This is a genomic window from Microbacterium sp. SORGH_AS_0421 (assembly GCF_030818635.1).
Classification (GTDB): Bacteria; Actinomycetota; Actinomycetes; order Actinomycetales; family Microbacteriaceae; genus Microbacterium.
Map to the genome: position 1 here is coordinate 2,820,788 of NZ_JAUTAO010000001.1, position 12,884 is coordinate 2,833,671.

General features: G+C 70.9%; 10 protein-coding genes and 1 tRNA gene. 1 reads left to right on the forward strand and 10 read right to left on the reverse strand.

Features of this window, described 5'->3' with window-relative positions; translation table 11 throughout:
• Nucleotides 1-44: 44 nt before the first annotated feature.
• The 4 genes from QE416_RS13440 to QE416_RS13455 are packed head-to-tail and all read right to left on the reverse strand — an operon-like array spanning nt 45 to nt 4,696.
• Nucleotides 45-713, reverse strand: coding sequence for a DUF4166 domain-containing protein (locus QE416_RS13440; protein ID WP_307316925.1), 669 nt, complete (start codon nt 711-713; stop codon nt 45-47).
• On the reverse strand, nt 710-1,327 hold the full coding sequence (locus QE416_RS13445) for an SRPBCC family protein (protein ID WP_307316927.1): 618 nt from the start codon (nt 1,325-1,327) through the stop codon (nt 710-712). Before QE416_RS13445 ends, QE416_RS13440 begins: the two co-directional genes overlap by 4 nt.
• 55 nt (nt 1,328-1,382) lie before the next feature.
• A complete protein-coding gene (gene glsA / locus QE416_RS13450; RefSeq protein ID WP_307316930.1) occupies nt 1,383-2,315 on the reverse strand; it encodes a glutaminase A in 933 nt (310 codons plus the stop codon).
• A gap of 44 nt (nt 2,316-2,359) precedes the next feature.
• Nucleotides 2,360-4,696, reverse strand: a complete 2,337-nt coding sequence (locus QE416_RS13455; protein WP_307316933.1) for an acyltransferase — start codon at nt 4,694-4,696, stop codon at nt 2,360-2,362.
• 263 nt (nt 4,697-4,959) lie between these two features.
• Here QE416_RS13455 and QE416_RS13460 point away from each other — a divergent pair, with 263 nt between their 5' ends.
• Nucleotides 4,960-6,576, forward strand: coding sequence for a serine/threonine-protein kinase (locus QE416_RS13460; protein ID WP_307316935.1), 1,617 nt, complete (start codon nt 4,960-4,962; stop codon nt 6,574-6,576).
• 218 nt (nt 6,577-6,794) lie between these two features.
• Here QE416_RS13460 and QE416_RS13465 read toward each other — a convergent pair.
• From QE416_RS13465 to QE416_RS13490, 6 genes are all read right to left on the reverse strand, one after another.
• A tRNA-Asn gene (locus QE416_RS13465) sits at nt 6,795-6,870 on the reverse strand.
• A gap of 62 nt (nt 6,871-6,932) precedes the next feature.
• Complete coding sequence (locus QE416_RS13470; RefSeq protein WP_210074925.1) at nt 6,933-7,706, reverse strand: ATP-binding cassette domain-containing protein; 774 nt, start codon at nt 7,704-7,706, stop codon at nt 6,933-6,935.
• Nucleotides 7,707-7,762: 56 nt separating this feature from the next.
• Nucleotides 7,763-9,601, reverse strand: a complete 1,839-nt coding sequence (dnaG, locus tag QE416_RS13475; protein WP_210074924.1) for a DNA primase — start codon at nt 9,599-9,601, stop codon at nt 7,763-7,765.
• Nucleotides 9,601-10,935, reverse strand: a complete 1,335-nt coding sequence (locus QE416_RS13480) for a deoxyguanosinetriphosphate triphosphohydrolase (RefSeq protein WP_267787208.1) — start codon at nt 10,933-10,935, stop codon at nt 9,601-9,603. The genes dnaG and QE416_RS13480 overlap by 1 nt, the downstream gene beginning before the upstream one ends.
• Nucleotides 10,925-12,079, reverse strand: coding sequence for a tRNA dihydrouridine synthase DusB (gene dusB, locus QE416_RS13485; protein ID WP_267789410.1), 1,155 nt, complete (start codon nt 12,077-12,079; stop codon nt 10,925-10,927). The genes QE416_RS13480 and dusB overlap by 11 nt, the downstream gene beginning before the upstream one ends.
• Before the next feature lie 91 nt (nt 12,080-12,170).
• Nucleotides 12,171-12,854 (reverse strand): DsbA family protein, encoded by a 684-nt coding sequence (locus QE416_RS13490; protein ID WP_210074917.1) that lies wholly within the window; start codon nt 12,852-12,854, stop codon nt 12,171-12,173.
• Between the last annotated feature and the right edge of the window lie 30 nt (nt 12,855-12,884).

Genomic DNA, 12,884 nt, shown 5'->3' on the forward strand with positions numbered 1-12,884 from the left:
CGGCGACACTGCGCCGATGTTCTCACACCCTCGTTCGGGTGGTTTCAGACGCGGGATTCATGTCGGCGGGGGAAGACGTGCGACGGGGCGTCGGAGGCCGGCATCCACTCGCAGGTGAAGCTTCCGCGGTAGCCGAAGAGGAAGCCGAAACGGTCGTTGTCGACGCGCAGGTCGACGTGGAAACGACCGTCGCCGTCGTCGAAGCGTTCGCGGAGGGTGGCCCGGCCGCTGAAGAGCTGGGGGAAGCGGAACCCGACCGGTCCCTCGTAGAAGCGCTGCTCCCCCGACCGCAGGAGCAGGCCGCCCTCGTCGTCGACGCTCAAATCGAGGTCGACCGCGAGATGCTGGTGCGTGCCGAGGTAGTCGATCACGCGGCCGTCGTGCAGGATCATCGTCGCGTCGAACCGGGCGGGCCGACCTCTCACCTCGTACTCCCGCACGAAGGTGACCGTCTCACGGCCGAAAGGGTCGAGGTACGGGCTGTTCCAGATGGTGAAGGGGACGTTCTCGCCCACCGTCGGCACGAGGATGTTCCGCAGTTTGCCGATCTGGAGGAACGGGACGGTCCACCAGGGCCCGCGCCGGATCTCGCTCATGACACCGCGACCGACGCACGCCTGGCCCTCGTCGAGGCCGACGCCGAAGCGTCGCTGCATCATCGGGTGCAGGCGGTCGAAATCGGAGCCCATCGCCTGCGCGAAGATCGACGTCATCGATTCGCTCCCGGTGCGGGCAGCGTCGCAAGCGTGGCGGGGGCGTCGTCGAGGGCACGTCGTCGATGCGGGGGGATTCGCTCGCAGCGCGAGGCGCGGGGGCGGTCCCTCCGCCAGAAGGCGATGGCGTGCCGGATCGACCAGCGTTCCGGCTCGACGCCGGTTTCGAGCCAGATGCGCAGGCGGTCGAAGCTCCACGCGGTCGCCCAGCCGACCAGGGGGCGCACGACCACGTCGAGGGGACCCCAGCCGGGCGCGTAGTCGTATCCGGTCGAGAAGCGGATGCCGCCGTCGATCGGCTCGTAGCGCCAATAGCCGCGACCGTCGCGAAGCGGTGACAGCCTGTCCTGGGTGGTGAAGCGCAGCGCGGAGGTGCGGGTGCCATCGGGTCGCGACGTCTCCCCGATGCTGATGCCGTCACCGCGGACGGTGCGCACGGGCGTCCGTCGTTCATAGACGAACCGCGCGGCGCCCTCCCCCGTGCTCGTCGTGGGTGTGATCCGCGAGAAGCGGACGTCCCATCTCACGTGCTGCGACGGCTCCTGCGTCGCCGTCCAGACCTCGTCGAGCGTCGCGCGGATGGTGGTCGCGACATAGATCCCCCGTGCCCCCATGGCGTCAGCCTAGGCCGATCGGGCGGAGGCACCGTACAGGCTGCATCGGGTGTCGTCAGGGCGACGAGAAACAATGAAGCGCGAGGTCTTCACTCAGGGCTTCGCTGGCGAGGCAGCCGCGGACGCTCGTGCCCTGTTCGTCGAGCGGTGGACTCACCACGGCCGCGCCGAGGCGGCCGGGTGAGGACAGCACGATCGCGCCGGAGACACTCGACTTGGCCGGAATGCCGACCGCGCGCATCCACCGGCCCGAGCCGTCGTAGACCCCGCAGGTCGCCATCACCGAGATGACGTCTCGCGCGACCCGCTCGGGCACGACCCGTTCCCCCGTCCGGGGATTGATCCCCCCGAGCGCGAGCGTCGCCCCCATGACGGCCAGGGTCTCGGCATCCACCAACGTCGCGCAGGCTCGGGCGTAGACGGCGACCGCGTCGTCGGCCGAGGGCTCGAGGGTGCCCTCCGCGCGCATCAGGTGGGCCAGGGCGTGATTACGGTCGCCGAGGAGGTGTTCGTTGTGGGCCACGTCTTCGTCGACCTCGAGCTCGCGTCCCGCGAACGCCGCGAGCCCCCGCGCGATGCGGGCGCTGCGCGCCTCGGCGCTCGACCCGGCGACGAGCGAGGCGGTCAGCAGTGCGCCGGCGTTGACCATGGGGTTCGGCGGTCGGCCCGTGCCGCTCTCGAGCTTGATGGCGTCGAACGATTCGCCGGTGGGTTCGATGCCGACGCGATCGAGGGCCGCACCCTCGGTGTCGACGAGTGCCAGAGCAAACAGGAACGGCTTGACCGCGGACTGCACGCTGAACGAGACATCGGCCTGTCGGCTCGCGTGCACCGAACCATCGGGGAGGGCGAGGGCGAGGGCGCAGAGGTCGGGGTGGGCGTCGGCGAGCTGCGGGATGCTGTCGTCGATTCGCCCCCTGCGTTCGGGCAGCAGGCGGGACCGCAGGGCGTCGAGGTCGTACGAAGCGGCAGCGGGAGGCGAGGTCACTCCCCCAGCCTCGCAGGCTCGCCGGGGGTTCGGGCCCGTCCCCGTCAGTACAGACCCCGTTCCGCGAGGGCGCCGCGCAGGATCGGGGCCAGCCGTTCCGCGAACGCGGGCGTGATGTGGGTGTCGTCATAGCGCACCGGCGTGTGTCCCGCGAAGGCGGGACACACGCCCTGCCAGCAGCTGAAGGGCAGAGCGCTGATCGCGAGGTCGCCGGTGAGCGCCGCGTGGGCCTCGGTCGCCGTCTGCATCTGCATCCACACGTCGTCGATGCCCGCGAGACACGACGAGGGGCCCGTGAGTGGCGACACGCACCGCCCGAGATCGACTCCGTGCGGCGGGGGCGCCAAGTACACCGTGTGGCCCGCGGGAGCCCAGCCCGTGACCTCGGACGCGATGGCCGAGACCAACTCGCCGGCATCCAGATCCCGCCCGTCGACCGAGCGGCCCAGGGTGAACGCGTTCGACACCACGAGCAGGTCGGCGGGTGAGGCACCGACCATCGCCGCCACGTCGGCTTTGCGCTGCCCGCACACGGCCATGACCGACGGATCGCGGCTCTCGACCAGAACGTCGGTGAAGCGGCATCCGTACATCCCGACCGTGGTCACACGCCACGCTCCCCCGCTGTCGTCGGCGAGCTTTGCGAAGGCGGGTGCGTACGCCATGGCGCTCGAGTCGCCCACGAGGTACAGGTGCCGCGGGGCGTCGGCGGACCCCCAGGTGCACCGCCCGGCGTCGAGGGGCACGCCCGGGGTGAAGCAGTCGTGAGCGCGGTTCGCCGACGACGAAGCGCGCTGCGCCTCGTCAAGGGAGGGGTGCAGCTCGGGCCACGAGGTGGCGGTGCTCGCGGCGGCGAGCTCGCCCTGCAACACACTGAGCGCGTCTCCGGCTTCGGCGGCGACATCGACCGGGGCAGGCACCGCGGCCGGTAGTCCCGGGAGGGTCGGAGCGCCGTACGCCAGCATCACCGCGAGCGCCGTCGCTCCGGCGCCGATGGCGAGCGTGGCCCCGGCCATCGCCACGCGTGGGGCGAAGCGGGCGCGCCAAGCGGCCCACGGGGGTGCGGTGCCGGCGTCGATGGATGCCGGGGGTACCGGCATCCGTTCGTCTCCATCCGGCGGGCGGGGTGCCGAAGCGGTCGCCACCGCTAGCTCGGGCACAACGGCGCTCGTGGAGCGAGATCCGGGGTAGTACCTCTTGCCGGGGACGTACCCGGCGGGTCGCGAGGCGAGTGCGCTCGACCGACGCTCGGCGGGTACGGGTTTCGACGGGGTGGGTGCGGCGGGTTTCGGCTGTTCCACGGGGCCGCGGGTCGCCCAGGGTGCGCGATGGAGCGGCTGCTCGATGCCGAGGTAGGTCGCGACCGTCAGGACGAGCATGGCGAGGACCGTGATCGCTGTCGCGGCCGGTCCGGGAGCCAGCAGAACTCCGGCGAAGACGATCACGGGCAGGTGCCAGAGGTACAGCGAGTACGAGAGGTCACCGATCGTCACGGCGAGCGGGTTGGTGAGGACGAAGAGGTGGCGGTGACGCGGGTCGCCGCCGATGCCTGCGCGGATCACGAGCGCCGCGCCGAGTACGGGGAGCGCGGCGACGGGCGCGGGGAAAGGCGCCCCGGGATCGATGAAGAAAAACGCCGCCGTGATCACGGCCACCCCGATCCAGGCGAGGGATCCGCGAGCGGCTGCCGGGATGCGCGCGAGCACGGGAGCGGCGGCGGCGATCACCGCACCCGTGGCGAGCTCACCGGCTCGTGTCACGGTCGAGAAGTAGGCCAGGCTCGGATCGGCGGGCGTCTGGAGGAGGGCAGCGACTCCGGAGGCCACGACGACGGCTCCCGCGAGCAGGCCCACGGCAACGCGGCCCGGCCGCGCGCGTCGCGCCGCGACCGGCAGCGTGGCGACCGCGAGCAGCACGAGGAAAGGCCACGCCACCGAGAACTGCTCCTCGACGGAGAGCGACCAGAAGTGCTGGAGCGGCGAGACGTCCGAGACGGCGAAGTAGTCGCGACCAGCGAGGCCGAAGTGCCAGTTCGACACGAGACCCACCGCGGACAGGGCGTCGAAGAGGATGCTTTCCGCTCGTACGGGCGAGAAGATCATGAATGCCGCCCCGACCACGGCCGCGAGGACGGCGAGCGCGGCGGGCAGGAGGCGCTTCACGCGGCGTGCGAAGAAAGCCCCGAGCCGCAGCGTCCCCTCGTTCTCCAGGTCGGACAACAGGATGCCGGTGACGAGGAAACCCGACAGGACGAAGAACACGTCGACGCCGACGAAGCCGCCCCGGGGCCAGCCCGTGAGGTGCGTGGCAACGACCGCCAAGACGGCGATCGCCCGGAGGCCCTGGAGATCGCGGCGCACGCGAGAGGCGGGTGCGGGCACGTCGGATCCTCTCGGGCCGGCGTCGGCGGCCGGAGAGATCTTAGTGGAACCGCTCCCACGGGCGCGGCGGGCGGCCCTGCGGCGCAGTGGAGCGGGACGGGGAACGAAGGCGCGCACCACGAACCGAGCGGGCATTATGCGGGTCCCCCCGCGGTGCCGCTACCCCTGATCGTGCGGGGCCGCGCGGGCATAGTGTGCGACGCAGCGGAGGCGCCCCGGCATCCGCTCTTCTCGCCGTCAGGCGGTCCTGCTCGAAGGATGCGATGAGTCACGCGCTCGGTCACTCGATGCCCCATGCGGGCGACATCCTGGGCGGGCGCTACATCCTGCGCGAGAGGATCGGTGCCGGCGGGATGGGGCGTGTCTTCCGCGCGCGCGATGAGGTCCTCGCGCGAGACGTCGCGTTGAAGATCTTCTACGCGGACGCGAGTGATGAGCCCGACCCTCTGCGCCGCATGTCGGAGGCGCGCGCTCTCGCGACGGTCGATCATCCCTCGCTCGTGACCCTGTACGACGCTCGGCTCACCGGCGATGACCACGTCTACCTGGTGATGGAGCTGGTGAACGGCCCCTCGCTGCAACGACGCATCGAAGAGGGGCCGCTCTCGACGGTCGAGGTGGCGGGGATCGTCGTCGATCTCGCCGGCGCCCTCGCCGTCGTCCACGACGCCGGGATCGTGCACCGCGACGTCAAGCCGTCGAACGTCCTGCTCCGCCCGGTGCGGGGCGAGGCTCGCCCGGTCGAAGCCGTGCTCGCCGATTTCGGGGTCGCCCGGCTGATCGGCGCGACGCGCCTGACCACTCCCGGCACGGTCATCGGGACGGCCGCCTACCTCGCACCGGAACAATTGCGCGGCGAGCCTCCCCGCGCGGCGTCGGACGTGTACGCGCTGGGGTTGCTCGCCATCGAAGCTCTCACCCGACTCCATCCCTTCGGCGGCGGAACGCTCCAGGAGACGCTGCTTGCTCGTCTGGCCCGTCAGCCGGAGGTCCCGGAGACGTACGGCAGCCGGTGGCAGTCGCTGCTGACGTCGATGACCGCCTTCCACCCGGACGACCGGCCGACCGCGGCGAGCGTCGCGAAGCGGATGCAGGCGCTCGTAGACGAGACGCCCGTGGCAGTGGCGGGTGGACCGGCGGCGCGTGCGTCTTGGGTGCTGCCGACCGCGGCGATGACCGTGCCCGTGTCAGCGGCGGCGGCTCACGGCGGGCCGGCTCCGGCGGCCCGGGTCGCGCGTGCGACGGAGACCGACGAGACCGCCCCGGTCGCCGCCGCGGCGTCCGTCGGAGCCGGATCCGGGAGCTCGTTCGTGCCATCGACGCGTCGACGCCGGTCGTTCCGGCGGCTCTGGCTCGGTGCCACAGCCGGCGCCGCCCTCCTCGTGGGCGGGTACGTGATGGCGTTCTCGCTGGGCGCGGTGCCCGACCCGGCCACGGACCGCATCGACACACCCGCGCCGTCCTCGACGTCGGCCCCTCTCGTCGCGGAGAACGCGCCCTCATCGGTCGAGCCCGTCTCGAGCACGGATGCCGAGACCCCACCGCCCTCTCCCGTTCCGGTCGCACCCCAGCCCGTGCAGCCCGCCCCGGCCTCGCCCGTTGCGAAAGTACCGGAGGGCGGGGCGTCACAGCCGGATGGGGACGCCCCCGGCGGCGGCGGTTTCGCGATCGTCGAGCCGGAGCCCGGAGCGACGGTGCCCGGAGGCGGCGGATCCGTCGTGCCGATGCCGAGCGCCTCGCCCTCCCCGGAGCCGACGGATGGTGGGGCCACTCCCGGGGTCGCGGACCCCGGCAAGGGCAACGGCTCGGCGAACGGCAAAGGTCCGGGCGGGGGGAAGGGCCAGGGCAGTGGCAAAAGCGGGGAAGCCCCGTCGGGTTAGCCGACCGTCCGGGACCTCGGACGGTGCATGCGGGCAGCGACCGGGACGAGCGTGCGAGGCATGCCCCGAGTGGCGGCACGGGCTCGGTGCGGCTCGGCGGCCCAGCTCTCGACCAGTCGTGAGCGAGAAGGATCTGCCGCTGCGCGCCGCCTGCGAACGACGAAGGCCCGACGCTTGCGAACGACGAAGGCCCGACGCTGACGCGTCGGGCCTTCGGTTGGCTCCCCGGCTTGGACTCGAACCAAGAACCTATCGGTTAACAGCCGATTGCTCTGCCAATTGAGCTACCGAGGATCATGCTCACCTTGCGGCGGGCAACCCCACGATACTAACAGCACGCGGGGGCGGCGGAAAAATCAGCCCGCCGAAATCCGCCGCTCGGGCGTGCCGTCGGGCGTCCACTGCACAGCCTGGTCGCCATGACCGAGTCCCACGGCGTGGCCCGCGTGCAGGACGAGCACATCGGCATCCAGGTCTTTCGGGGCATCGGCGTCGTTCGTCACGATGAGCGAGGCCATTCCGCGTTCGTCGCGCCGGCGCGTGATCGACGCGCGCGCGGCCGCGCGCACCTCGAGATCGAGGTTGGCGTACAGGTCGTCGGCGACGAACAGCCGCGGCTCCAGGACGAGAGCCCGCGCCAGAGCGACGCGCTGACGCATGCCCGCGCTTAGCTCGTAGGGGTACTTCGGCGCCGTGCCGAGCGGGAGTTCCATCTCGTCGAGGAGCGTGGCTACGCGCACCGCGAGCGCCCGCGTGTTGACCTTGCGGTCGCGACTGGTGATCGGCTCGGCGATCACGTCCTGCACGGTCAAGCGTGAGGGCAGCGCCGCACCCGCCCCCTGTGGCAGGTAACCGGTGTGAAAGACCCACTCGCGACGGGCGCGCCCCGGACGCCGAGCCGAGATGCCGTGCACGCGGGCGTCTCCCCCGACCACCGTGAGCCCGTCGTCGGGGTGACCGGCCAGCAGCGAGACGAGCGAGCTCTTGCCCGAACCCGTCGCGCCCTGGACGACCATCGTGCGCGCCGCGGGAAGGGTGAAGGTGATCCCGTCGATCACGCGCACGCCGCTACGCGCCAGGGACAGGTCATCGGCTCGAAGGGCGACGTCGGTGTCGAGTGTCCGGGGCATTGACTCATCCTCCCTGACGAGTACGAGGGATGCCAGCGGCGCGCGGCAGTGCCCGTTCAGGAGACGATGAGTCGCTGACGGTCGGCGTCGAGCTCGCGCAGCCGGAACCGCAGGCGCTTGCCCTCGTCGGAATCGGCGGGCACCCGCTGGATTCCGCGGAGCAGCTCGTTCTTCTCGCGCTCGAGTTCGCGCACCAGCAGACCCCGGGCGAGGTCGTTCGCCGAGGCGACGGCTCCCTCTTCGGTGCGCGCCGGGAATTCGGCGGTCAGCAGCTCGGCAGCCAGCGAGCGGAACGGCTCGCGCACGGCTTCGACGGCGGCGACGGCCCAGCCGGGCTGCGACAGATCGGTGGATGCCAGAGAGCTGCGCACAGCCTCGAGAGCGGGATGCGTGAACGGCGTCTGGAGCGCTCGCAGGAAGACATCGGGCTCGATGCGATGCCCGTACTGCAGGAACGCCATCATCGCACCGCGCTCGAGGGCGACGTCGCGGTTGTTGGGCAGAGACGCCATCGTGACCGAGATCGCGATCGGTGCGGGCTCGGAGTCCTTGCGGGTCTCACGCTTCTCGGCGCGGTCCGCACCGCGAGCCGCACGCTCGACGGCCGTCTGCACCTCCGGCATGTCGAGGCCGAGACGGCGCGCGAGCACCCGCACGTACCCCGGACGCAGGGCGGGATCGCGGATGTCGGCGACGATCGGGGCGGCCGCGCGGAGAGCACCGGCACGGCCCTCGACACTGGAGAGGTCGAAATCCTTCAGGCGCTGGTCGATGACGAACTCGAACATCGGCGCCTTGTTCTCCATGAGCGCCCGCACCGCACCGTCGCCGCGCTGGAGGCGCAGGTCGCATGGATCCAGGCCCTCGGGGGCGACGGCGACGTACGTCTGCGCGGCGAAGCGCTTCTCGTCTGCGAAAGCGCGCAGCGCCGCCTTCTGCCCCGCGGCATCGGGATCGAAGGTGAAGACCACTTCGCCCGAAGAGCTGTCGTCGCCCATGACCCGACGCAGCACCGTGATGTGGTCCGTGCCGAAAGCCGTGCCGCACGACGCGATGGCCGTGGTGATGCCGGCGAGGTGGCACGCCATGACGTCGGTGTACCCCTCGACGACCACGACCCGGTGCGAGCGCGAGATGTCGCGCTTGGCGAGGTCGAGGCCGTAGAGGACCTGCGCCTTCTTGTAGATCGGCGTCTCGGGGGTGTTGAGGTACTTCGGCCCCTGGTCGTCGTCGAAGAGTTTGCGCGCGCCGAAGCCGATGACCTGTCCGGTGACGTCGCGGATCGGCCACACGAGACGACCGCGGAACCGGTCGTAGACACCGCGCTGTCCCTGGGACACGAGCCCCGCCTGCAGCAGCTCGTCGCGGGTGAACTTCTGCGCGAGCAGGTGATCCATGAGGTGCGACCAGCCCTTCGGGGCGTAGCCGACTCCGAAGTGCGCGGCGGCTCCGGCGTCGAAGCCGCGATCGCCGAGGAAGCGCCGCCCCGTGTCTGCTTCGGGCGTCATGAGCTGGGCGCGGAAGTACTCCGCCGCGGCGGCGTTGGCCGCGTACAGCCGCGAGCGCCCCGTGGTCTCGGGGGCGGGGCCGCCGTCTTCGTAGTGGAGGGTGTAGCCGACGCGCGCCGCCATGCGCTCGACGGCCTCGGTGAACGACACGTGGTCCATCGCCCGAAGGAACGAGTACACGTCTCCCGACTCGCCGCAGCCGAAGCAGTGGTAGTAGCCGACCTGCGGGCGCACGTGGAAGCTGGGGCTGCGCTCGTCGTGGAACGGGCACAGTCCCTTCATCGAGCCGACGCCGGCGGATTTCAGCGCGACGCGCTCACCGACGACGTCGGCGATGTTGACCCGCGCTTTGACCTCTTCGACATCGGACTGGCGGATGCGGGGCATCAGGTATCCGCTCCTCGCGCGCTTCGCGCTCCGGGCGCCCAGACGCCGAGCTCCGCGGCATCCACTTCTCCGACAAGTCGTCCGTGCCACGCGATCGCGAGCTGGTCGGTGAGGCTCGCGACCTGGTCGACGACCACCCGACGCCGGGCCTGGTCGTCCACCGCCGCGGCGAAGTCGGGCGCGTGCAGGGCGTCGAGCGCACCCGGGTTCTCCCACAGAGCGGATGCCAAGCGCTTGAGCACGTGGCGCTGCTCGCGATACAGCACCTTGCGGCCGTCGATCGAGACGACCGTCGCGCCGATGATGCCCTTAAGCACCGCCATCTCGACCTCGACCTCGGCGGGCACGATGACGTGCGCGCGATACCGGGTCAGCTGATCGGCGGGATACGCCTCGCGGGTCGCCGCGGTCGCGGCGCGGGCGAAGCGACCGATGAGGTCGGAGGTGAGGTTCTTGAGCCGCGCGAGCGCGGGACGCGTGCCGTCGAAGGAGTGGATCCACTCGGGCATGGCCATGAGCCGTTCGAGACCCGCCGCGAGGTCGTCGCGCACGAAGTCGTAGCCCACCCAGCTCTGGATCGCGTCGAGCAATCCTTCTCGTCCGACGCGGGATGCCAGACGAGCGGGATCGACGTAGCGGTTGACCACGGCGTCTTCGAAGTCGTGCACCGAGTAGGCGATGTCGTCCGAGAGATCCATGACCTCGGCCTCGACGCAGCGCCGACGGGCGGGGGCTCCCCCGCGCATCCAGTGGAAGACGGGCTCGTCGTCGGGGTAGACGCCGAACTTGAGGCGCCCACCCGGGTCGGGGACGGGCTCGTCGATGGTCCACGGGTACTTGCAAGTGGCGTCGAGGCTCGAGCGGGTGAGGTTGAGGCCGAAGGGCTCGCCGTCGGCGCCGAAGGTCTTCGGCTCGAGGCGGGTGAGGATGCGCAGCGTCTGCGCGTTGCCCTCGAAGCCGCCGATGTCGGCCGCCCAGTCGTTGAGCGCGCGCTCTCCGTTGTGGCCGAAGGGCGGGTGACCCAGGTCGTGACTCAGGCAGGCGGTGTCGACGACGTCGGGCGACAGCTGCAGGGCGGTGGCCAATTCGCGGCCCACCTGGGCGACCTCGAGCGAATGCGTGAGGCGGTTGCGGGCGAAGTCGGCGGGGCTTGCGGGGCTCAGCACCTGCGTCTTCGCGGCCAGACGCCGAAGAGCCGCCGAGTGCAGCACGCGCGCGCGGTCGCGCGCGAAGTCATCGCGCTGGGATCGGTGGTTCTCGACGTGGAAGCGTGCCGCATCGGCGTCGTCGTAGCCGACCGGTCGAGCGACCGCCGGCGAGAGCTCACCCGCCACTGTGGTGCAATTCCGCTGCGGCCAGTTCGCGGCCGGCCTCGTGACCGATCTCGCGGGACTCGAGCCACCCGTCGGGGAGGGCGGGGCGCTTGGGCGTACCGGCGCGACCCCGCTGTCCCTCGGCCGCGGCCCCGGGGTAGGGCGCGTCGAGCTCCATCGTGGCGAGGAGTTCGTCGATCTCGTCGAGGGTCGAGGCGGTCGCGAGGGCTGCGCGCAGTTCTCCACCGACCGGGTACCCCTTGAAGTACCAGGCGACGTGCTTGCGGATGTCACGGCATCCGCGCCCCTCGTCGTCGAAGAACTCCACGAGCAACTCGGCGTGACGGCGGAAAGCGCGGGCCACGAAGCCCAGGGTGGCGTCGACGGGGTCGCCGTGCGCCGCGTCGGGGCCGCCGAGCGCGCGAGCGAGGTCGCCGAACAGCCAAGGCCGACCGAGGCAGCCGCGACCGACGACCACGCCGTCGCAGCCGGTCTCGTCCATCATGCGCACGGCGTCGTCCGCCGACCAGATGTCGCCGTTGCCGAGGACGGGAACGCTCGTGACCGTCTCTTTGAGCTTGGTGATCGCCGCCCAGTCGGCGTGGCCCGAGTAGAACTCGGATGCCGTGCGGGCGTGCAACGCGATGGACGCCACTCCCGCGCCCTCGGCGATGCGTCCGGCCTCGAGGTAGGTGAGGTGGTCGGCGTCGATGCCCTTTCGCATCTTGATCGTGAGCGGGATGTCGCCCGCGGCGGTCACAGCGCGCTCCACGATCTCGCGGAAGAGCGACGTCTTCCAGGGAAGAGCGGCTCCCCCGCCTCGGCGCGTGACCTTGGGCACCGGGCAGCCGAAGTTGAGGTCGACATGGTCGGCGTGGTCCTCGTCGACGATCATCTTCACGGCCGTCTCGACCGTCGCGGGGTCCACGCCGTAGAGCTGGATCGACCGCGGGGTCTCGGACTCGTGGTGGCGGATCAGACGCATGGTGGTGTCGTTGCGCTCCACCAGTGCGCGTGTCGTGATCATCTCGCTCACGTAGAGCCCGGCACCGTATTCGCGACACAGGCGACGAAACGCCGTGTTCGTGATGCCGGCCATCGGGGCGAGCACGACGGGAGCGTCGAGTTCGATGTTGCCGATGCGGAGCGACCGCGTCGGAGCCATTGCCGTGTTCACTGCACCATTCTCCCAGACGGATAACGACAGCGGTGCCCGATCCCGATGAACCGGGAACGGGCACCGCTGGGGAGGAGCCTCACGCGTCGGCGGTCTCGGCTGCCTCGCGGCGCTCGCCCCACACCTGGCGGGCGATCTGCGTGAACGCCTCGACGGGCTGAGCGCCGCTCACGCCGTACTTGCCGTCGATGACGAAGAAGGGAACGCCGGTGATGCCGTACTGCTGCGCCTGAGCCTGGTCGGCGCGGACCGCGGGCCGGTAGCGCTGCGATGCGAGGGCCTCGCGGGCGGCATCCTCATCGAGCCCGGCCTCGACGGCGAGAGCGACGAGATCGTCGTCGCGGCCGACGTGGCGACCCTCGAGGAAGTACGCCGACATGAGCAGCTCGGCCAGCTCCAGCTGGCGGCCGTTCTCTTTGGCGAAGTGCAACAGCTCGTGCGCCTTGACGGTGTTCGTGTGCTTGAGGATGTCGAAGCGGTACTCGAGGCCGGCGTCGGCGGCGACGCCGGTCACGCGGTCGAGCATCTCGCGCGCCGATTCGGGAGAGATGCCTTTGTGCTGCGAGAGGTAATCGACTTCTCCCCCGTCGAAGTCCTCGGGGGTGTCGGGCGAGAGCTCGAACGAGTGGTACTCGATCTCGACGACCGGGGCGTCGTCATCCGACGCGGTCGCGGCCAGGCCGTTCTCGAGGTTCCGCTTGCCGATATAGCACCAGGGGCAGGCGATGTCGCTCCACACGTCGATCTTGATGGCATCCGTCATATCGCGTGCAACCGTTCGATGAGTCGATCT